Annotated in this window: 13 protein-coding genes; 5 read left to right on the top strand and 8 right to left on the bottom strand. The window is 73.1% G+C overall.

Annotated elements, in window-relative coordinates; all coding sequences use genetic code 11:
* Positions 1 to 101: 101 nt before the first annotated feature.
* From ACTWQF_RS16500 to ACTWQF_RS16485, 4 genes are all read right to left on the bottom strand, one after another.
* A complete protein-coding gene (locus tag ACTWQF_RS16500) occupies positions 102 to 2,387 on the bottom strand; it encodes a bifunctional glycosyltransferase/CDP-glycerol:glycerophosphate glycerophosphotransferase (protein WP_443280136.1) in 2,286 nt (761 codons plus the stop codon).
* A complete protein-coding gene (locus ACTWQF_RS16495; protein WP_443280135.1) occupies positions 2,282 to 4,708 on the bottom strand; it encodes a bifunctional glycosyltransferase/CDP-glycerol:glycerophosphate glycerophosphotransferase in 2,427 nt (808 codons plus the stop codon). The genes ACTWQF_RS16500 and ACTWQF_RS16495 overlap by 106 nt, the downstream gene beginning before the upstream one ends.
* A gap of 247 nt (positions 4,709 to 4,955) precedes the next feature.
* Entirely contained in the window at positions 4,956 to 5,729 is a 774-nt protein-coding gene (locus tag ACTWQF_RS16490; RefSeq protein WP_443280134.1) for a decaprenylphospho-beta-D-erythro-pentofuranosid-2-ulose 2-reductase, read from the bottom strand.
* Between the two features lie 40 nt (positions 5,730 to 5,769).
* Positions 5,770 to 7,188 (bottom strand): FAD-binding protein, encoded by a 1,419-nt coding sequence (locus ACTWQF_RS16485; RefSeq protein ID WP_443280133.1) that lies wholly within the window; start codon positions 7,186 to 7,188, stop codon positions 5,770 to 5,772.
* A 131-nt stretch (positions 7,189 to 7,319) separates the two neighbouring features.
* Between ACTWQF_RS16485 and ACTWQF_RS16480 the strand changes: the two genes are divergently transcribed.
* The 3 genes from ACTWQF_RS16480 (at position 7,320) to ACTWQF_RS16470 (ending at position 9,506) form a co-directional block, all read left to right on the top strand.
* Positions 7,320 to 7,862 carry a phosphatase PAP2 family protein gene (locus tag ACTWQF_RS16480; RefSeq protein ID WP_443280132.1) on the top strand — a complete coding sequence of 181 codons (543 nt, stop codon included), beginning with the start codon at positions 7,320 to 7,322 and terminating at the stop codon, positions 7,860 to 7,862.
* Positions 7,855 to 8,850 (top strand): decaprenyl-phosphate phosphoribosyltransferase, encoded by a 996-nt coding sequence (locus ACTWQF_RS16475; protein ID WP_443280131.1) that lies wholly within the window; start codon positions 7,855 to 7,857, stop codon positions 8,848 to 8,850. The genes ACTWQF_RS16480 and ACTWQF_RS16475 overlap by 8 nt, the downstream gene beginning before the upstream one ends.
* A gap of 179 nt (positions 8,851 to 9,029) precedes the next feature.
* Entirely contained in the window at positions 9,030 to 9,506 is a 477-nt protein-coding gene (locus ACTWQF_RS16470) for a GtrA family protein (protein ID WP_443280130.1), read from the top strand.
* On the opposite strand, the gene ACTWQF_RS16465 is transcribed toward ACTWQF_RS16470, so the two are convergent.
* From ACTWQF_RS16465 to ACTWQF_RS16450, 4 genes are all read right to left on the bottom strand, one after another.
* Positions 9,499 to 10,446 carry a carbohydrate ABC transporter permease gene (locus tag ACTWQF_RS16465; protein ID WP_443280129.1) on the bottom strand — a complete coding sequence of 316 codons (948 nt, stop codon included), beginning with the start codon at positions 10,444 to 10,446 and terminating at the stop codon, positions 9,499 to 9,501. The two genes, ACTWQF_RS16470 and ACTWQF_RS16465, sit on opposite strands and share 8 nt — an antisense overlap.
* Complete coding sequence (locus ACTWQF_RS16460) at positions 10,443 to 11,975, bottom strand: carbohydrate ABC transporter permease (protein WP_443280128.1); 1,533 nt, start codon at positions 11,973 to 11,975, stop codon at positions 10,443 to 10,445. Before ACTWQF_RS16460 ends, ACTWQF_RS16465 begins: the two co-directional genes overlap by 4 nt.
* A gap of 124 nt (positions 11,976 to 12,099) precedes the next feature.
* On the bottom strand, positions 12,100 to 13,449 hold the full coding sequence (locus ACTWQF_RS16455) for an ABC transporter substrate-binding protein (RefSeq protein WP_443280127.1): 1,350 nt from the start codon (positions 13,447 to 13,449) through the stop codon (positions 12,100 to 12,102).
* A gap of 644 nt (positions 13,450 to 14,093) precedes the next feature.
* Complete coding sequence (locus ACTWQF_RS16450) at positions 14,094 to 18,041, bottom strand: FHA domain-containing protein (RefSeq protein WP_443280126.1); 3,948 nt, start codon at positions 18,039 to 18,041, stop codon at positions 14,094 to 14,096.
* A 470-nt stretch (positions 18,042 to 18,511) separates the two neighbouring features.
* Between ACTWQF_RS16450 and ACTWQF_RS16445 the strand changes: the two genes are divergently transcribed.
* Both ACTWQF_RS16445 and ACTWQF_RS16440 read left to right on the top strand, forming a co-directional pair.
* Positions 18,512 to 20,197 carry a serine/threonine-protein kinase gene (locus ACTWQF_RS16445; RefSeq protein ID WP_443280125.1) on the top strand — a complete coding sequence of 562 codons (1,686 nt, stop codon included), beginning with the start codon at positions 18,512 to 18,514 and terminating at the stop codon, positions 20,195 to 20,197.
* Between the two features lie 183 nt (positions 20,198 to 20,380).
* A complete protein-coding gene (locus ACTWQF_RS16440) occupies positions 20,381 to 21,661 on the top strand; it encodes a serine/threonine-protein kinase (RefSeq protein ID WP_443280124.1) in 1,281 nt (426 codons plus the stop codon).
* Positions 21,662 to 21,686: the final 25 nt, after the last annotated feature.

The following is a 21,686-nucleotide window of genomic DNA, read 5'->3' as shown; positions in this document are numbered from 1 at the left end:
CGCAGCCCGCCGCCTGATGACGGCAACGCCGGGCTGAGGCCAGGGGGTCGACGGCGCCTGCGGCAAGGGCGAACCTTGCCTCTGTAGGGCGCCCTCCCGGGTCAGTTGAGGGGTTCCGGGGTGGGGCCCAGGTCCGCGGGGGCGGGGTGGGCGGTCACCGCGGCCTCCGCCTCTTCCGGGGTGGGCACCCGGCGCCGTTCGGCCGGCGGGATGACGGGCGGGAGCGCATCGGAGGGCTCCCCCAGCAGCGCGCGGCGGACGACGCGTTCGGCGGCGTGGCCGTCGTCCCAGGGGCAGAAGCGGGCGCGGAAGGCGGCCCGCAGGGCGCGGGCCTCGGGGCCGCGCCAGGTGCCGCTGCGGAAGACCGCGGTCAGCTCGTCCTCGGTGCGGGTGACCGGGCCGGGGGTCTCGCCGGGGCGGCCGGAGAGCAGGTCGAAGTAGGCGCCGCGGGTGTCCCGGTAGCTCTCCCAGTCGGGCGCGTGGATCACCAGCGGCCGGTCGAGGTTGGCGTAGTCGAACATCAGGGACGAGTAGTCCGTGATCAGCGCGTCCGCGGCCAGGCACAGGTCCTCCACCGAGGGGTGCCGGGAGACGTCCCGCACCAGCCCCCGTGCGTGCAGGTCGCGCAGCACGCTGTCCCGCCCGTAGTAGTAGTGCGTACGCACCAGCAGCACGTACTCCTCGCCCAGCCCCGCGCTCAGCCGTTCCAGATCGAGCCGCGGGACGAAGCCCCTGCGGTAGTCGCGGGCGGTGGGCGCGTACAGCAGGGCGATCCGGCCGCGCGGGACACCCAGCCGGGCGCGGACGGCGGTGATCTCCTCGGCGGTGGCGGTCGCGTAGCGGTCGTTGCGCGGGTAGCCCGCCGGCAGGTCCTCGTAGCCGCAGGGGAAGACGCGGTCCCACACCTCGGCCGAGTGCGGGTTGGCGGTGACGCTCAGATCCCACCGGCCCACCCGGCGCAGCAGCTTGCCGAAGTCCATCTGCGCTGCGGCCGGATACGGCTGCTGGTCCAGGCCCATCGTCTTGAGCGGGGTTCCGTGGTGGGTCATCACATGTATCTGGCCCGGCCGTTTCACCAGGTGATCGTGGAAGTTGACGTTGTTGACGAAGTACCGGGCGCGGGCCAGCACCCGCCAGTAGCTCCACGAGCCGGGCACCACGTGGGCCGTGCCGGGCGGCAGGGAGGGCACGGCCTCCCGGCGTACCACCCACACACTGCGCAGGTGCGGCGCCAACTCGCGTGCTCTGGCCTCGATCGCCTGCGGATTGCAGGCCACCCCGCGGTTCCAGTACGCGGAGTAGACGGCCACGTCGTCCTGGAGCGGCAACTGTCGCTGGAGGGCGTAGTAGAGGCGGTGAGCGGCGCGGACGACACCGGGGCGGGCCGCGCGGACCGAGCGCCGGGCGAGCCCGGCGCTGCGGCGTACCGACTCCCGTGCGGCGAACAGCGCGTAGGTGTTGCGGGCGAGCAGCCGGCAGTCGCGGGCCCGGGAGCGCGGCGGGGTGAAACCGGGTGGTATGTGCTCGCGGTAGAGCCGGGCCGCCTGCCGGAAGTAGGCGCGCCGGTCGGCCCGCCGCACCCGCTCCCGGCGCCGTATGCAGAAGATCAGGTGCGCCACCACCCGCTCGAACAGCAGCGGGCGATACGCGGCCAGCTCGGGCCGCCGCTCCAGGAAGGCGAAGAGGGAGGCGTACTGCGGGAAGACGTCGAAGTGCCGGCGCCCGGGGGAGCGGGTGATGGCGCCCTGGTGCCGCTGCCGGTAGTCGATGCAGATGCGCGGCAGACAGCCGATGGATGCGGCACACACCAGCGCCTCGTTCGACAGCGGCGCGTCCTCGTACAGTCCGGGCTCGAAGCGGAATCCCTCGCGCAGATAGAACGCGCGGCGGTACGCCTTGTTCCAGGCGACGTGGAACAGCGTGAGCAGCTCGGGGTTCTCGGCCACGGTGAAGGTCTGGGTACCGACGGCGGCCAGCTGCGCGCCGTACGAGCTGGCCTCGGTGTGCCCGTCCCAGTAGGAGCGCTGGTGGTCGAAGATCAGCACGTCCGGGGTGCCGCAGGCGGTCAGCTGCCGGTCGACGGCCGCCAGGGCGCCGGGCAGATAGCTGTCGTCGCTGTCGAGGAAGAGCAGGTAGTCGCCGCGAGCATGCTCCACACCGGTGTTGCGGGCCCGGCCCAGCCCTACGTTCTCGGTCAGGTGCAGCACCCGCACACGTGGGTCGCGTGCCGCGTACTCGTCGAGTATCGCGCCGCTGTGGTCGGGGGAGTTGTCGTCGACGGCTATGACCTCGATGTCGGTGAAGGACTGGCCGAGCACCGAGTCGAGACACTCGCGCAGGTAGCCCTGGACCTTGAACACCGGTACGACGACGCTGAAGCGGGGCATGACCACCAGTCCTTCGCTGCGAGGGGATGAAGGGGAGCGGGCGAGCCGGGGCCCGTGGCGCGGGAGCTGCCCGGCGCGGGCGCGGGCCGCCGCTCGGCGAGCGGCACGACCGAGGGCACATCCAGAGGGGCCGAGGCGTTGACGACAGAACCACCGGCGGGAGCAGACGGCTCACCGAGGAAGACATGCCGCACCACGCGCTCGGCCGCGTGCCCGTCGTCCCAGGGGCAGAACCGCTGCCGGAAGGCGGCCCGCCGGGCACGGGCGTGCTCGGTGGCGTGGGCGCCGGTGGCGAGGAGGTCGATCAGCTCGTCCTCGCTGCGCGCCACGGGGCCCGGCGCCATGGCCGTCACATCGAAGTAGGTGCCACGCGCGTCCCGGTAGGTCTCCCAGTCGGGCGCGTGGATCACCAGCGGCCGGTCGAGGTTGGCATAGTCGAACATCAGCGACGAGTAGTCGGTGACCAGCACGTCCGAGGCCAGGCACAGCTCCTCCACCGAAGGGTGCGCCGAGACGTCGATCAGCCCCCCGGGCGGCTCGCACGGCAGCCCCTCGTCGGCGTGGAAGTAGTGCGAACGCGCCAGTACGACGAAGGACGGGCCCAGCGTTGCCACCAGCCGTGCCAGGTCGAGCCAGGGCTGCCGGCCGCGCTGGTAGTCGCGGTGGGTGGGCGCGTACAGCACCGCCGTCACCCGCTCGGGGACGCCCAGCTCGGCGCGGATACGGGCCACGTCGGCGGCGGTCGCGGTCTGGAAGACGTCGTTGCGCGGGTAACCGAACTCCAGCGTGGTGTACGGCGAGGGATAGGCGCGCTCCCACACCAGCGTCGAGTGCGGGTTGGCGGAGAGGCTGTAGTCCCAGCGGTCGGTGTGCTCCAGCAGCCGTTCGAAATCCATGCCGTCCGCGGCGGCCGGGTAGGCCATCAGATCCAGCCCCATGTGCTTGAGCGGGGTGCCGTGGTGGGTCTGGAGGAGCAGCTGGCCGGGCCGTTTGCGGTAGCTGTGCGGCAGGTTGACGTTGCTGACCAGGAACCGGGCGCGGGCCAGTGCCGTCCAGTACGCCGCCGAGTCCGGCCGGATGTGCCGTACGCCGGGCGGGAGCGTGTGCGCGTACGCGGGGTCGCATATCCACGCCGTACGGATGTCCGGGACCAGTTCGCGGGCCTTGGCCTCGATCGCGGCCGGGTTGCAGGAGTAGCCGCGGCCCCAGTACGCGGAGAAGACGGCCAGGCCCGGATCGAGGGGGCGGCGGCGCTGGAGGAGGTAGTGGCCGCGCAGCACCGCCTTGTGGGCCAGGGAGCGTGCGGCGCCCAGCCGGGCACCCAGCAGGCGGCGTGCCCGGCCGGCGTGCGAGAGCAGCCGGAAGACGCGGTGTGCGCCGCACCGCACCAGCAGCCGGCGCAGCCGCCGGGCCCTCGTGTCGGGCGGGCCGTCCGCGCCGGGTGCGGGCCGGTGGCGGCGGCAGTGCGCCCGGGCGCGGCGCAGGAACTCGGTGCGGGCCGAACGGGGCAGCCTGCCGGGGCTGCTGTGGATGGTGGCGAAGTGGTCGGTCATCCGCTGGTGCAGATGGGGCCGCCAGCGCTCCAGCTCGGGCCGCGCTTCGAGGAAGGCGAACAGCCGGTCGTACTGCTCGAAGACGTCGAAGTGGCTGCGCCCCGTGGTCGTCAGGATGCTGCCGCCGCGCCGCTGCCGGTAGTGCACGCAGACTCTCCCCAGCGTCGCGATGGTGCGCGCGGTGAGCAGCACGGGGAAGTTCCAGGGGGTGTCCTCGTACGTGCCGGGCGGGAAGGCGAGGTTCTCGCGCCGCAGGAAGTCGCGCCGGTACGCCCTGGCCCAGGGGAAGGCGGGCAGCCGCAGCAGCTCGGGCCGCTCGGCGAGGCTGCACACCTCGGGCCCCGCCTCGGGCGCCAGGACGTCGGCGTGGGCCGGGGGAGCGAGGGAGCCGTCCCAGTAGGCGGGGGCGTAGTCGAACACCAGCACGTCGGGGTCGCTGGTCGCCGACAGCCGTTCGGCCAGCGCCCGCAGTGCGCCCGGTGCCATGGTGTCGTCGCTGTCGAGGTAGAGGACGTAGTCGCCGCGGGCGCGTGCGGTGCCGGTGTTGCGGGCCGGTCCCAGTCCGCCGTTCTGCGCCAGATGGATGACGGTCACCCGGGGATCGGCGGCGGCGTAGGCGTCCAGGATCTCGCCGCTGGAGTCGGGAGAGTTGTCGTCCACGGCGATCAGCTCGAAGTCGCCGAAGCACTGTCCGAGTACGGAGTCGAGGCACTCGTGCAGATACGCCTGCACCTGGTGGACGGGGACGATCACACTGAAACGAGGCATGGCGGATCCGCGGGGTCGACGGGACGGCTGGCTCCGCTGTACGGGGCGAACAATCTGATTTATCCCATATGCGGTGCGGGACCACATCCCGGCGCTGGGGAGGGGGGCCGCGCCCCGAAGGGGCGCGGGGAACTGCGCGCCCAGCCATGGGGGTACCCCCTGCTCGAAGAGCTTGGGGGAGCATCCGCAGCCTGCAACGGTCCGCAGGGGGCACCCCCTCCCCAGCAGCCGGGCACGGGGCAAGTCCTCAGCCCGGCAACCGTCGAAAGACGGAACGCGGCAGATGCCGCAGCACGCTCATCACCGGACCCAGCGCGGCAGGCACCCACACCGTCCGCGCCCGGCGCCGTACCCCGTGCTCGATCGCCTCCGCCACGGCGCTCGCCGTGGTGGCCAGCGGCGCCGGGGCCCGGCCCGCCGTCATCCGGGTGTGCACGAATCCCGGCCGTACGACCAGCACATGCACCCCGCTGCCGTGCAGCGCGTCCCCGAGGCCCTGCGCGAAGGCGTCCAGCCCCGCCTTGCTGGAGCCGTAGACGAAGTTGGCGCGGCGGGCCCGCTCGCCGGCGACCGAGGAGAGCACCACCAGCGAGCCATGCCCCTGCGCGCGCAGCGCCTTGGCGCACACCAGCCCGGAAGAGACCGCGCCGGTGTAGTTCGTCCGGGTGACGCGTACGGCGGCCATCGGGTCCTGTTCATCGGTGCGCTGGTCGCCCAGCACCCCGAAGGCGAGCAGCACCAGATCGATATCGCCCTCCGCGAAGATCTTCTCCAGCACCTTCTCGTGGGTCTCGGGAGCGAGCGCGTCGAACGGGACCGTACGGACGGTGACCTCCGCGCCGTGCGCCGCTGCCTCGTCCCGCAGCCCGGCCGCCGCCGAGTCCAGCCCGGTACCCGGCCGCCCGGCGAGCCAGACCGTCCGGGTGCGGCGGGCCATGAAGCGGCGCACGGTCGCCAGCGCGATCTCGGATGTGCCGCCCAGCACGAGCAGCGACTGCGGGTAACCGAAGGCGTCCTTCATGGGTGCTCCTGAAAAAGTTGGGTCGCAACAGGAAGTGGTCTCACAGCGCCAGCCGCCGTGCCAGGTCCGAGGTGAAGAGGCCGCGCGGGTCCAGCCGCGCGCGGAGTGCCCGGAAGTCGTCCAGGCGTGGATACATCGCGGGCAGCAGCTCGGGCCGCATCCGCGCGTCCTTGGCCAGATACAGCCGCCCGCCGGCCAGGGCGACCTCCTCGTCCAGCAGGTCGAGGAAGTCCGCAAGGCCCGGCAGCCCGGCCGGGATGTCCAGCGCCAGCGTCCAGCCCTCGGTGGGGAAGGAGAGCCACCCCGGGTCCCCGGCGCCGAACCGTTTGAGTACGGCGAGAAAGGAGGGGCAGGAGCGGCGCGAGATGAGCCGCACGATGCGGCGCAGCGCGTCGTCGTGCTCGTGCCCCACCACGCACTGCCACTGCACGAAGCCCGCGCTGCCGTAGACCCGGTTCCAGTGCGGCAGCCCGTCCAGTGGGTGGAAGAACGCAGCCAGCCGCTGGAGTTCGCCCCGGCGGCGGCGCGGCGCCTTGTGGTACCAGAGCTTGTTGAACGCCCCCACCGTGCTGCCGCGCAGCAGACCGTTGGGGACGGTGCGCGGCGCGGGCGGCAGCCGCCCCGGACGGAAGGCCAGCGGGTCCCGGCGCGCCGCGCGCGCCGGCCGACCGCCCTGTGACAGGGCCTCCAACGGTGCATGGTCGCCGCGCGTCAGCACGGCGCGCCCGGCTGCCGTACCGCGCGCCAGCAGGTCGATCCAGGCCACCGAGTAGCGGTAGCGGTGGTCGGTGGCGGTCAGCGTCGCCAGCAGCGAGTCCAGATCGGGCAGCCGCTCGGTGTCCACCGTCATCAGGGACGTCTCCACCGGCAGCAGCCGCACCGTCGCGCTCAGCACCAGCCCGGTGAGCCCCATACCGCCCGCTGTCGCGTCGAACAGCTCGCTGCCGGGCGTGACCTCACGCACCTGCCCGTCGGCCGTCAGCAGCTCCAGGGAGCGCACATGGCGGGTGAACGAGCCGGAGAGGTGGTGGTTCTTGCCGTGGATGTCCGCACCGATCGCGCCGCCGACCGTCACAAAACGGGTCCCCGGCGTGACGGGCACGAACCAGCCCAGCGGCAGCAGCACCGTCATCAGCCGGTGCAGGCTGATCCCCGCCTCGCAGGTCACCGTCCCGTCGACAGCGTCGATCGCCAGCACCCGGTCCAGGCCCGTGGCGTCCAGCACGGTGCCGCCCGCGTTCTGCGCCGCGTCACCGTAAGCCCGCCCCAGACCGCGCGGAATGCTGCCGCGTGCCCCACCCGCCAGTACGGCCTCCACCGCCTGCTGCCGGGTGCGCGGCCGCAGCACCCGGGCGCCGGTGGGCGCCGTCCTGCCCCAGCCGGTCAGCAGCCGGGCGGTGCGGTCGGGCGGTGCCGGTTCCGGTGCGGTCGCGTCGCGCTGGATGTGCTGAGCGGGCATGAACGTGACGGTAAGTGCCCCGAAATGCGAGGGAGGGGAAGCCGTGCCGCTGGTGTCGCTGAAAGGGTGAAAGGCCGAGTGTCGGGTCGGATCTCGGCCGAAGGCGGCGCGGGGCGCGGCAGAGTCGGACCGTGGCAGCGAGAGCGGTACGACAGTGGGAGCGGCGGCTGTTGTGCGCCCTGGGCGACTGCGCGGACGATGCCCGGGTGGCCGGCGCGGCCCGCGCCCTGTCCTGGAGCGGGGAGCACGCCGCCGTCTGGCTCCTGGTCGGACTCGCCGGCGCCGCCACCGACCGTACGCAGCGGGAGCGCTGGCTCAAGGGCACCGGGCTCGTGGGCGCCGCGCACCTGGCCAGCATGGGGATCAAGCGGGTCGTGCGCCGCCCGCGCCCCGGCCTGGCCGGCCGCGCCCCGCTGGTACGGACGGCCGGACGGCACTCCTTCCCCAGCTCCCACGCCGCCTCCGCGAGCGCTGCGGCATTGGCTCTGGGCGGGCTGCGGCACGGGACGCCGCTCGCCACGCTGGCCGCGCTGATGTGCGTCTCCCGGCTGGTCGTCGGCGTCCACTACCCCTCGGACGTGCTGGCGGGCGCCGCGCTGGGCGCGCTGACCGTACGGCTGGGCACGCGGGGCTGCGCGGGGCGCGGCATCCGGAGGGGGCGGCTCGATGGCTGAACGCTCCACACTGACCGGCTCGCCCGCCCCGCAGCCGCCCGGACGGCCCGCCGACCCGCACCGCCTCGCCCCCACCGCCGGGCCCACCACCGGGCGCCCGCACGGATTCGCCGGGACCCTCCCCGGCGGGCTGCTGCTGACCGTACGGCCCCGGCAGTGGGTCAAGAACCTGCTCGTCGTCGCCGCACCCGCCGCCGCAGGCAAGCTCGCCGCTGTGCACACGGTGCTCGAACTCGTCCTCGTCTTCGCCCTGTTCACCGCGGCGGCCTCCGCGGTCTACCTGCTCAACGACGCACGCGACGCCGAGGCCGACCGCGCGCACCCCGACAAGTGCCGCCGCCCCGTCGCCGCCGGAACCGTCCCGGTCCCGCTCGCCTACATCCTCGGGTCGCTGCTCGCCCTGGCCTCGGGGGTGGCCGCCGCGCTGCTGTGCAACGCCGCGACCGCGGCCCTGCTGGCGGCCTACGTGGCCATGCAGATCGCCTACTGTCTGCGGCTCAAGCGCGTCCTGGTGGTCGATCTGGCCGTGGTGACGGCCGGGTTCGTGATGCGGGCGATGTCCGGCGGGCTGGCGCTGGGGATTCCGCTCTCCCGCTGGTTCCTGATCACCGCGGGGTTCGGCGCGCTGTTCATGGTGGCGGGCAAGCGCTACTCGGAGGCGCTGCTGATGGGCGAGGGCGAGGGCGAGACCCGAGCACTGCTGCGCGAGTACACCGTCGGCTACCTGCGCTTCGTATGGCAGCTCGCCGCGGGAGCGGCAGTACTCGCGTACTGCCTTTGGGCCCTGGGGACCGATGCGGGCGCGGGCGTCTCGTTGTGCCGGCAGCTTTCGATGGTCCCGCTGATCCTGGCGGTGCTGCGGTACGCGGTCTTCATCGACCGCGGCAGTGCCGGCTCCCCCGAGGACGTTCTGTTGCGGGATCGGCCCTTGGCCGTCACGGCGGTGTGTTGGGGGCTGTTGTACGGCCTTTCGGTGGCGGGGCTGTAGCGCATGTCGGAGGGGGTGCCCCTGTCCGTCGCCTGCGGACTGCGGGTGTGTCGTGGCTGGTCGCGCAGTTCCCCGCGCCCCTTCGGGGCGCCCTGCGCTGTGCAGTGCCGTGCTGTGCTTGGGAGGTCTGCGCCAGAGGCGCAGGGCTGGCAAGCGCAGCCCCCCATGCGGGGCAAGCGATGAGTAAGCCGCACGCACTGTGCACAGAGTTCGCCGGGTTCGCCACCGTCGGCGTCTTCGCCTTCGCGGCGGATCTCGGCGGCTTCCTGTGGCTGCGCGGACCCGCCGGGATGGACCCGATGTACGCCAAAGCCCTCTCGTTCATCGCCGGTGTCGCCGTCGCGTACACCGGCAACGCGCTGGGGCCGTACCGGCTGCGCGACCGCAGGGTGGCCGGCGGCTGGCGCAGGTTCTGCGTCTTCGTACTGGTCAATGCCGCAGGTGGGGCGGTGCAACTGGGCTGTCTCGGCGTGTCCCGTTACGCACTGGGACTGACCTCCACCCTCGCCGACGTCGTCTCCGGCGCCGGCATCGGCCTCGTACTGGGCACCGCCGTGCGCTTCTGGGGGACGCGCACGCTGGTGTTCTCACGTGCGCCCGCCCCCGACCCGGATGGGGTGCGGGGGCGGGCGCCGGTGGATGGTGGGGCTACTTGACCGAGCCCGCCATCACGCCCGAGACGAACTGCTTCTGGAAGGCGAAGAAGACCGCCAGCGGCACCAGCATCGAGATGAAGGCGCCCGGCGCCAGCACGTCGATGTTGTTGCCGAACTGCCGCATCTGCTGCTGGAGCGCCACCGTGACCGGCGGGTTCGTCGAGTCGGCGAAGATCAGCGCGACCAGCATGTCGTTCCACACCCACAGGAACTGGAAGATGCCCAGCGAGGCGATGGCGGGCCCGCCCAGCGGCAGCACCACCCGCGCGAACAGCCGGATCTCACCGGCACCGTCCAGCCGCGCGGCCTCCAGCAGTTCGCGGGGGATCTCCGCGAAGAAGTTCCGCAGCAGGAAGATGGCGAACGGCAGACCGAAGGCCGTGTGGAAGAGGACCACACCGCTGGTCGTCTCGAAGATGCCGAGGGTGTTGAACAGCTTGGCGACCGGCACCAGTGCCACCTGCACCGGCACCACCAGCAGCCCTACGACGACCAGGAACCACCAGTCACGCCCCGGGAACTCCATCCAGGCGAAGGCGTATCCGGCGAGCGCACCGATCACCACGACCAGCACGGTGGCCGGGACGGTGATCAGCACCGTGGTCCACAGCGAGCTCATCACCTGGTCGTTGGCGAACAGCGCGTCGTAGTTCGAGACGGTCAGCTGCTGCCTGTCGATGATCCAGGGGAAGCTGCCGTTCAGGTCGAAGATGTTCCACCAGCCGGAGATCGAGACCTCCGCCGGGTCGCGCAGCGACGAACTGAGCAGACCGGCCGTCGGCATCAGCCAGAACAGCCCGATGACGACCAGTGCGAAGCGCACTGCCCAGTGGCCGGTGAAGGCGGCCACCCGGGAGGCGGCCGAGGTCTTGGGGGTGGCGGCTTCCGGTGCCGGAGCCGCCGGATCTGAGGACGCGCCCGTGGCGGTCAGCGTGGTCATCGGCGGGACTCCCTGCGCAGACGGCGGATGTTGAGGATCATGACCGGCACGACGAGCAGCAGCAGGATCACCGCGATCGCGCTGCCCGCGCCCTGGTCCGGGCTGCCACCGAAGGACTTCAGGTACAGCTGGAGTGCGAGGACGTTGGCTTCCCGCTGGGAAGCGCCGGGCGAGATGACGTAGACGAGGTCGAAGATCTTGAGGACGTTGATCATCAGGGTGACGGTGACGACGCCGAGCACCGGTGCCAGCAGTGGCACCGTGATCTTGCGGAAGACCTTCCACTCGTTGCAGCCGTCGACCCGCGCCTGCTCCAGCAGTTCACGGGGCACACCGGCCAGGCCCGCCGCGATCAGCACCATCGCGAAGCCCGCCCACATCCACACGTACGAGCCGATGATGGCCGGGGTCACCAGGGTGGGGCCGAGCCAGTCGACCCCGTTGTAGGGCGCCGCGAAGTTGGAGGCGGGCAGCCGTAGTTTGGCGCCGTCGGCGGAGGCCGGGAGCGTGAAGGTGCCGTCGTCGGCCGTGGTGGCCTCGGCGACCTTGCGGCCGTCCTTGACCGCCTCCACCTTGATGCCGGCCAGCGCCTTCTCCTGCTGGTCGATGACGCCGTGCTCGCTGCGCCCGCCCTTGACGAAGTCCAGCCACACGGCGCCGGTGACCTTGTCGCCCTCGGCCTTGGCGGGCTTCTTGGCGGGTGCCGCGTCGCTCGCCTCCTTCGGCGGGATGCCCACCAGCGGGAGGTAGGCAGGGCTGGCGGCGTCGACGGTCTCCCTGGTGGTGTAGGCGCCGCCGGAGATGGACAGCGGCGCGTCGGTGCGCGGTCGCGCGTCCGGCCAGGGCGAGGTCTCGGCGAACGTGTCATGGACGGTGGTCCACATCGCGTTGGCCACGCCGCGGTCCGGGTCCTGCTCGTAGACGAGCCGGAAGATGATGCCCGAGGCCAGCATCGAGATGGCCATCGGCATGAAGATCAGCAGCTTGAACGCCGTTCCCCAGCGCACCTTCTCGGTCAGTACGGCGAAGATCAGGCCGAGCGCCGTACAGACGGCCGGCGCGACGATGACCCAGATGAGGTTGTTACGGAAGGCGATCAGTGTGCCGTCGTCGGTGAAGACTTCCTTGAAGTTGTCCAGCCCGACGAAGCTGGAGCCGTCGGCGTTCATCAGGCTGCGGAAGGTCGAGTACCCGATCGGGTAGACGACCAGCGCGCCGAGGACCACCAGTGCGGGCAGCAGGAACGCCGCGGCGATCCAGGGGCGGCGGCGCAGTGCCGAGGCCCCCTTCCCGGTCGTGCGGGCGCCGGTGCGCTCTGCGGAGGTCTGCTCGGCGGGAGTGGTGGCCGGTGCCGCCTCGGCGGCGGCCGTGGCCGTACTGCTTCCTGCCGTCGGCGCGCTCTTGGTCGCGCCTTCTGTCGTGCTGGAGCTGGTGCTGGTAGCGGCACCGGTGACCGGCGCGTCGGGCGTGCCGGAGTCGTCCGGTATGCCTCCGGTCGCGCCGCTTCCTGGCTGGCTCGGGGTCGGCATGACGGTGGTCTCCCCTGTCTGATCCGTCAGTGAGGCGTGGAGATCGCGAGAGCCGTACGGGAGATACGCGTCGTAGGTGTCGTACGCGTCGTACGGGTCGCGGCGGATGTGGTTACGGCGCGGTTCACTTCTCGTACGCCTTGGCGGCGGCCTTCTCCAGCGCCTGCTGAGTGCCCTTGATGTCCTTGGGGTTCGTCAGGAAGTCCTGGAGGGCCTTCCACTCGCCCTCACCCTTGGTGCCGCCGAACGCGGCGGGCGCCTGGTCGGACATGTCGAAGCGGAAGTCGTTCCCGGCGTCGACCAGCGCCTTGGCGATCTCGCGCTGCGGCTGGTTCGGGTAGGCGGACAGGTCCAGCTCCTTGTTGGGGGAGACGTAACCGCCCTCGGCCGCCCAGATCCCCGCCGCGTCCTTGGAGGCGAGGAAGGTGGCCAGTGCCTGTGCGCCCTTGCCGTTCTTCAGCACGGCTGCCGCGTCACCCCCGGTGACCACCGGGGACTGGTCGCCGACCTTCGGGAACGGGTAGACCTGTGCGTCCTTGCCGATCCGGGCCTTGGTGTCGCCCGCGATGTTGACGCCGACGAAGTCGGCCTCGAAGACGAGCGCGGCCTCCGGCGAGGCGAGGTTGCCGAAGGTCTGGGTCACGGACTTCGGGAAGTCCGTCTGGAGCGCGCCCTGGTTGCCGCCCGCCAGCAGATGCTTCTGGCCCCACAGCTGCGCCAGGGTCTTCAGCGCCTTGGTGACCGACTCGTCGGTCCACTTGATCTTGTGCTCCGAGAGCTGGTCGTACTTCTCCGGACCGGCCTGGGAGAGGTAGATGTTCTCGAACCAGTCGGTGAGCGTCCAGCCGTCGGCGCCGCCGACCGACACCGGGTCGACGCCCGAGTCGGAAAGCGTCTCCGCGTCCTTGACGAAGGACTTCCAGTCCTTGGCCTCCTTGACGCCCGCGTCCTCGAACGCCTGGGAGTTGTACCAGATCAGCGACTTGTTGGCGGCCTTGTAGTAGACGCCGTACTGCTTGCCCTCGTAGCTGCCCAGGTCCCGCCAGCCCTTGGAGAAGTTCTTCTTGGACTCGGCCAGTGCCTGCTTGCCCAGCGGCTTGAGGTAGCCCTTCTTGGCGAACTCACGCAGCACACCGACCTGCGGCATCATCGCCACATCCGGCGGCGAACCACCCTCGATCTTGGAGCTGATGTAGGTGGCCACGTTGTCGCCGGTCGGCACGAACTCGACCTTCGCGCCGGTTCGTTTCTCGAACTCGTCGAGGACCTTACGGAAGTTCTTCTGCTCGTCGCCCGTCCACACCGCTGCGACCTGGAGTTTCTGGCCGTTGAGCTTGGGGAGATCCACGGTCGGCTTGTGCGAAGCCGCCCACTCGCTCCCCTCGTCCTCGGCGGCACAGCCCGCAGCGGTGAGTGTCAGGGCGGCTGCGGAGGCGAGCGCGAGAGCCGTGCGTGGAGCACGCGAGATACGCATGGTTGAGTGCCGTCCCTTTCCCCGTGTACTCCCGTTTCCATCGGATGAACGGGAGATGAGCAGACGCGGCCTGCCGGGGGGCGGCACCGCGTCGTACCTATCTGTGCGGAAGTTTGTACGCCTGGACGATGCCCTCTGGCAACAGTGTTCGGCTCGCTGCCGGTATCTTGATCAGTCCGTGACCTGCCAGACCGCCCTCATGCGCCCTCATCTGCGAACTCGTGGGTAACGAGGGGGAGTTGAGGCGACCCTGCGGGGGCTCTCAAAAGGTGGCGGACGGGCCGTGCGGAACGGCGCTGACCGCCCCCGCGAGCCCCCCTCGACCAGCGTGCGAACTGCCCGCGAGAAGGCACAGAATTTTCACGCAACTGTTACATGTGCCGTCCACGGATCGGACGTTTTGCCGCCCTGCGAACCGGCCTCAACCAGCGGCGTTCTTACAACTTCTGAACGCGCGTCTACATATCTGAATGAGAACGCGCGAGAGAACCCGTGGAGACGAGGGCAGCGGAGAGGCACCGCCGAGGGGCCTGTGCGGTGGCTGTGCCGACCCCTCTTTCCGCCGCAGCGGTGATCAGCCTCCCGCCGCAGCGGTGATCAGCCTCACATTTCGGCCCGGCAGCCGGCGGCGGTCTGCGCGGGGGCTACGACGAAGGCGGGGTCGCGGTCGGTGTCACCTGTTGCGCCGCGCGCTCCATCGCGCTGGCCAGCAGAGCCAGGTCGGTGGGGCCGTTGCCCAGCTCCCGCACCTGACGCCGGGCGGGCGGATCCCCCGCGCGGGCCCAGTCCAGGGGCACCACGGTGGGCCGCAGCGTCGCCGTACGCGGAATACGGCCGGTGACCCGGCCCGCCTGGAAGGCGACCGGCACCCCGCCCACGACCGCGCCCTCCGGCCCGCGGCGCTGTCGCAGGGTGAGGGTGCCGCGACCGCGCGGCGTACCGTCCGCACCGCGCTCGCCGCCGGTCAGCTCCACGTGCAGCGCCGCCGTGCGGGCCAGCACCGTGTGCACCGTACGGTCCGCGCGGCCCGTCGCCGCGATCACAAGCACGCCCAGCCGCGCCCCGGACCGGGCCACCGCCTCCAGCGCCCGCACGACCGATCCGGCGGCCGGGCGGCCGGGATTCCCCAGCGCCGGGTCGACCAGCGTGTCGAAGTCGTCCACCAGCACGACCAGCCGGGGCGGGACCCCACCGGGACCCGCCGGGGAGGGCGGGGTCAGCCCGGACTCCGCGGGGTCGGCTTCCTGCGCACCGGTCCGGGGCGACTCGTCGGTACGGCGCAGCCGCAGGGTGCGCCGGGTGCGGTCCGGCTCGGCAGCGGGTGCTTCACCGCTGCCGGCGCTGCCGCCGAGTCGGCCGCCTGCTCCGGGCGTGGCCTGCGACGGCAGTGTGTTCAGTCCGCCGGTGGCGCCGCTCGCGGACCCGCTCCCGCTCTCGGCCCCGCCCTCGCCCGCCGGACGGTCCTCGGCGGAGCCGCCGCCGCGACGGCCGGAGGGACGGGCGGCCACGGTTGCCCGCTCGTCGGGCGCCGGGGCGGGAGCCGGGAGCTGTACCCCCTCCTCGGCGGCTGCGGCCTGTTCCCGCACCGGTGCCCGCTCGGGGGCCTGGCGGGGCGCCACCACCCGTCCGCCGGGGCGGGCGGCCGTACGTACGTACTCCTCGTAGCTGCCCTCGTCGCCGATCAGCTCGGCCCGCCGCTTCAGTTCGGCGCTCAGCGCCTGGGCGAACTGCCGCATCCGTACCGGGTCGCCCGCGGTCAGCCGGCCGGTGACATGCGGCAGCTCCTCGCACACCCGCAGCCCCTCACCGGCCTCGGCTCCCGCGCCGTCCACCAGCACCAGCGCCAGCCGGTCCGGGCGCTCCCCGGCGGCGAGGGAGGCCGCCAGCGAGCGGAGCAGCTCGGTCTTGCCGGAACCGGGACCGCCGCTGACGAAGGTGTGCCCCGGCAGGGCGCGGCCCGCCCCGTCGGCCTCACCCTCCGGTGCCGTCGGCGCCAGCTGTGCCGCCAGCCCTGCCAGCCCCGCAGGATCGGAGAGGTCGGCTTCCAGCGGCCCGTGCGGGCCGGCGCCGAAGACCACGGGCACCTTCCCGAAGGCGGTAGCCGCGCGCTCCGACCAGCGGGCGAGCAGCGCGGCGGGCGTGGCCCGCGCCAGCCCCAGCTCGTCCAGCAACCGGCACTGGTCCGGCAGCGTCACCGTCGGGGCCGCCGAGGCGTCGGTCCCCGCGCCTTCCGGCTCCCGCAACGGTGCCAGCGCCCGCGCGAACCGCTCCGCCCAGGCGGCGGACACCGCGTCCACGGTCGCCACAGGTCCGCTCGGCGCCCCCAGGGCACCGCCGCCGGTGGCCCCCGCCGGACCGGTCCCGCCGTACGGACCCGGTGCGGCCTCCGTGCTCCGGGCACCGTGCTGCGGCCCCTGCGCCTCGTGGGCGCCGCGCCCTGTGCGGGGGGCGGGCTGGAGGACCCGCACCGCAGTCGCCACGTCGCCGCTCAGCAGGGCGACGGTCCCGCACTCGGGAAAGGCGGCGCAGGCGGCGTACGCCGTCTCCAGCGTCGCGGCGACCGGCGAGGAAGGGCTGGCCGGCGGGGTCTCGGCGAGGCAGAGCAGATGAATTCCGGCCGCCGAACCCTCCCGCGCCAGCCGGGCCACGCTCGCCCGCAGCTCCGCGGGACCGGGGTCGCCGTCCACCACCACGACCACGGCGGGTCCGCGCGTCCCCCCGCGGCGGGGCGCCGTACTCGGCGCCTCCAGCCGCCGCAGGAGCTCGGCGGTACGCGCGGCGGCCTGCTCGTGGTCGTACGCCGTCAGCAGCGCGCAGTCCTGGCCGTGCGCCGGGCGCAGATGGGGGAGCCAGCCGAGCCACGACCACTCCTGCTGCCGCGCCTGGACGCTGCGCGTCCTGTCCGCCGCCAGCAGGACGACCTCCAGCGCGCTCGGCCCGTGCAGCGCCGTCAGCTGTGCGAGCACGGCCCGCGCCAGCCCGGCCAGCCGAGCGCGCGGCCCGGCCAGCCCGAGCGAACCGGACTGCCGCAGATCGACGCTGACCGGATCGCTCTGCCCACCGCTGCGGTGCGTGACGCCGAGCCGTACGGTCAGCGCGTCCGGATGGCCCGGGCCGCGCTCCCACAGCCGGGGCCCCGGGCCGAGGGCGCTCAGCAGCACGGCGGCCGGATCCGGCCGGCGCTGCTCCCCGCCGCCCGCAGCGGAGATGCCTCCAGAGCTTGCCGGAGGAGCCGGAGGGAGAGCGCCGGAGCTCTCGGCAGGGTGCGCCGTGTAGCCCTCCGCCGTGCCGGAGCCGGACCGCGTCGGCCCGTACGGGCCGCGGCCGGGGTGCGGCGGCGCGCTGCCGGGAGCCGCGCCCGGCCCGGCGGCGGCGCTGTCTGCCGCTTCCGCCCGGCCGCCCGCGAAACGGCGCGCCCAGGCGCCCAGCCCTCGCCCTTTGCGGTGCGCCGCGTCGTCGGCGTCCGGCGGTGGTACGGAACCCGCGTCGCTGGGGGGCACGATGCCGGCGCTGTGGGTCATGTCGGCGGCCGGGAAGGGTCCGCCGGGTGCCGGTGCGTAGGCGTGGCCTTGGCTGTCCGGCCCCTCTCCGGTGCCCCAGTGCTCGGCCCTCGCGGTCGCTCCGGCGCCCTCGGGGGAGGGGGAGCCGAACTCCTCGCCGGAGCGGGCGGCCGGGATCCGGGCACGGGCGCCGTCCCCCGCGGGCCCCTCGCGTACGAGGCGGAGCCGCCCCTCGCCGTCCGGCGTGGTGGGCAGGGCCAGCGGGGCGGCGGGTTCTCCCGCACCGACTGCCGTCTCCGCCTCCGTGCCCGGCCCCGCGTCAGGGGCCGTACGGGTCCCGGTGGCCTCCAGCCGGACGGTCGTCTCGCCGATCCGCAGCGTCGCGCCGGGGCGGAAGAGGACCGGCTGCGGGCCGACAGGGGTGCCGTCCAGGGTGGTGCCGTTGGTGGAGCCGAGGTCGGTCACGGTGACCGTGCCGCCGTCGGTCACGGTGACGGCACAGTGCAGCCGGGATACGTCCGGGTCGTCGAGCGGGACGTCGGCCTCCGCGGAGCGTCCGAGGTGGACCTTGCCGCCCTGGAGGAGGTGGATGCCGCCCGCGTCGGGGCCGCCGGTGACATGCAGCCTGGCCTTGGCCGAGCCGTACGCCGTCAGCGCCGTGACGGCGGCGCCGTGTGCGGGCAGCGCGGCCGGGGCGACCGGTGCGTACAGCGAGACGAGCGCGCCGTCCAGCAGCGGGGGTTCGCCGATGATCTGGCGGTGCGGATCGAGCCGCCGCGTTCCGGCGTAGACGATCACGGGTTCCTGGGAGGCTTCCTCCGTCGCCTCGCTCCCGGAGGAGGAGGTCGTCGCCAGAGCGGACGCGGCCGAGGTCGCCAGGGCGTTCGTCACTGCGGAGAGCACCGTGCCGGCGGGTGCTGTGACCAGCACGTTCGCCTGTCCGATGGGCTGGCCCGGGTAGCCGGCGCGTGACTGGGCCTGCTGCTGCCGGGCGGTCGGGCGCGCCGCCGGTCCGGTGCCGCCGGGCTCGCCGGCGTCGGCCGCGCCGCGTGCGCCGCGCGGCGCCAGGGCGACAGTCAGCCGGATCTGCATCTGCGCCTCCAGGTCCCGTCCGCGCCGTGTGCCGGGCGGGCTGCCCGCCCACCACCGCGCTCGCGCGCCGGCACATCGTCCGTACCACTGCATGCATACTCGCACCTGCGACGGACAACGGGGCCCGTCCTGGCCATCCGCACGATCTTGCCGCGCGGAAGGATCTTGTCCGGGCAGCGGCGCCGCCGCAACCATCGCCACCCGGTGTGCGTCTACCCGGGGACCGGGAATCCGGGGGACGCGCTCCGGTGCATGATCGTGTGCCCGGGTATCCGAGCGGTGCCCGGGAGTGTGCACAGCGTGTGCCCGCGAGCACGACCGTGTGCTCAACTGCACAGCGGTGCCAGAAGCACATGCGGTGCACAAAAGCACGCGGGTGCCGAAGAGCACAGCGCGCGGAGCCCGACACCGCCTTGCGTGGCGGCACTATTGTGGGCGGGATTGCAGTACGAGACCAGGGAGCGCATGACGTGCGGCCGGTAGGCAGCAAGTACCTGCTCGAAGAGCCGCTGGGGCGCGGCGCCACGGGCACCGTCTGGCGGGCCCGCCAGCGTGAGACGGCGGGCTCGGAGGCGGCGGTGGCCGGGCAGCCCGGCGAGACCGTCGCGATCAAGGTCCTCAAGGAGGAGCTGGCGAACGACCCCGACGTGGTGATGCGCTTCCTGCGGGAGCGCTCCGTGCTGCTTCGGCTGACGCACCACAACATCGTCAGAACCCGCGACCTGGTGGTCGAAGGCGATCTGCTGGCGCTCGTGATGGATCTCATCGAGGGCCCGGACCTCCATCGCTACCTGCGCGAGAACGGCCCGTTCTCGCCCATCGCCGCCTGTTTGGTCACCGCACAGGTGGCCGACGCGCTGGCGGCCAGCCACGCGGACGGCGTCGTGCACCGGGATCTGAAGCCCGCGAACGTCCTGCTCACCGAGGACGAGAACGGCATGCGCCCGATGCTCACCGACTTCGGCATCGCCCGCCTCGCCGATTCACCGGGGCTGACCCGTACCCAGGAGTTCGTCGGCACCCCGGCCTACGTCGCGCCCGAGTCGGCCGAGGGCCGCCCGCAGACCTCCGCCGTGGACATCTACGGCGCGGGCATCCTGCTGTACGAGCTGGTCAGCGGCTATCCGCCGTTCAGCGGCGACAGCGCGCTGGCCGTACTTCACCAGCACTTGGCGCAGGAGCCGGAGCGGCCCCGGAACCTCCCCGACCCGCTGTGGACGGTCATCGAGCACTGTCTGCGCAAGAACCCCGACGAGCGGCCCAGCGCCGTCAGCCTCGCGCGCGGTCTGCGTACGGTCGCTGATGGCATCGGTGCCCAGGCCACGCCGCAGGCCGCCACCGCGGCACTCGGAGTGGCCGCACTGCTGGCGCCGGACCCCGCGCCCGCGCCGGTCCCGAACTCCGGTGGTGCCCCGGGGCCCGGCGCGGGGGAGTCGGACCCGACGCAGGTGCTGCCGCACAGCGGTGCGGCGGGCGGGGGCGGGCAGTACGACCCGTCGGCCGAGACCAACGTCCTCCCGCAGACCAGCGGCCCCCAGGGCGGTTACGGCGGCCAAGGCCCGGGCGGCAGCAACTCCGAGCCCACCCAGGTGATGTCCCCCGTCCCGGGCAACCCGCCGGACGGCGGGCAGGGCGGCCCCCCGCAGCAGGAGGGCCCCCACCCGTGGGAGAGCCAGATGCGCGCGGCCCGGGACCGCAACGAGCAGACCCAGTTCCAGCCGCTCGACCCGAGCCTGGACCCGCTGCGCCGGCGCCCCCAGCGCCGGGCGGCCCCGCCGCCTCCGCAGGGCAACCCGTCCTACGGACAGCAGCAGTACGGCGGACAGTACGGGCAGCAGGGAGCCACGCAGCCGCCGCCGCAGCGCTACGAGCCGCAGCCGCCCCGGCGCCGGGAACCCAGGCCCGAGCCGAGGCCGCCGCGCGAGCCGAGGCCGCGCCGTGAGCCGCGGCAGCGCAGCGCCAACCCCATGCGCATCCCGGGGCTGGGCTGTCTCAAGGGCTGCCTGTTCCTGATCGTCATCGTCGTGGTGGCGGGCGTGCTGGTCTGGAACTTCACGGACGCGCCGAAGTGGTGGGCCGAGGGGCAGAGTGCCTGGGAGACGACGAAGGACGTCTTCCGCCAGATAGGGGATTTCTTCGGCCAGTTCAACAACTGACGAGCCGCAGGTGGCCGGTGACCACACCGGCGGCAGCGGCTGACGAGTTGCCGGTGACGGTCCGCCGAGTCACCGGCGACTACGGTGATTTGTCGACTCGTGAGAGGGGATTTCCCCCACAGAAGTGACAGTTACCGGCATCCGGGGCTCCCAACCCGGGCCTCGCCGCGTAGTTTTGTCGCCATGGCACGGAAGATCGGCAGTCGCTACACGGCACACCGGATCCTGGGGCGCGGGAGTGCCGGAACGGTGTGGCTCGGCGATGGACCCGAGGGTCCCGTCGCCATCAAGCTGCTGCGTGAGGACCTCGCCTCCGACCAGGATCTGGTCGAGCGGTTCGTGCAGGAACGCAGCGCCCTGCTCTGCCTCGACCACCCGCGCGTCGTCGGCGTCCGCGACCTGGTGGTGGACGGCAACGAGCTTGCCCTGGTCATGGATCTGGTGCGCGGTACCGATCTGCGCACCCGGCTGGAGCGGGACCGTCGCCTGGCGCCCGCTGCGGCCGTCGCCATCGCGGCCGACGTCGCCGACGCGCTGGCCGCCGCGCACGCCGCCGGTCTGGTGCACCGCGATGTGAAGCCGGAGAACGTGCTGCTGGACGCCCTCTCGCTGGAGGGCCCGGGCGGGGCGCCGCCCGCGCTGCTGACCGACTTCGGCGTCGCCAAGCTCATCGACTCGCCCAGCCGTACCCGTGCCACCTCGATCATCGGCACCCCGGACTATCTGGCGCCCGAGATCGTCGAGGGGCTGCCGCCGCGCGCCGCCGTCGACATCTACGCCCTGGCCACCGTGGTCTACGAGCTGCTCGCGGGCTTCACCCCGTTCGGCGGCGGCCACCCCGGCGCGGTGCTGCGCCGGCATGTCACCGAGACCGTCGCACCGCTGCCCGGCATCCCGGACGAGCTGTGGCAGCTCATCCATCAGTGCCTCGCCAAGGCGCCTGCCTCCCGGCTGCGCGCCGCCGAGCTGGCGGCCCGGCTGCGCGAGCTGCTGCCGACGCTGGAGGGGCTGCCGCCGCTCGACATCGACGAGCAGGGCGAGGAGGGCTACGCCGAGTACGGCGACCACGACCAGGACAGTGACGGCGCGGGCGCCGACGGCGCGGACGGCGAGCACTCCCTCCCCGGCGGCGGCGCGGTACCGGCCGCAGGCGGGGGCGCCGTGCCGCTCGTCCACTCACGGGTCGGCCCCGACGCGAACCGGGACACCCATACGAGCATGCGGGTGCCCGGCGAGGACGAGCTGGCCGGAGGAGCGCACGGCACGGCACGCGCGCCGCGGGCGTCGGGGGAGGCGCGGGCCGGGTCGGCGCGGCACCGGATCGCCGTACGCCGCCGACGGCTCAAGGTGGGCGCCGCAGCCGCACTGGTGGCCGCGGCGCTCGCGGTCGGCGGCTGGCTGGCCTCGTCCGAGGAGGAGACCGGCTCGTTGCCCGCGCCCTCGTATGGGTACTCGGGCGACTGACCGCCGCAGACGGCGGTGGCGGACA

This window comes from Streptomyces sp. 8N114 (assembly GCF_052245835.1).
Lineage (GTDB): Bacteria > Actinomycetota > Actinomycetes > Streptomycetales > Streptomycetaceae > Streptomyces.
This window is presented reverse-complemented; position numbering and strand designations above follow the sequence as displayed.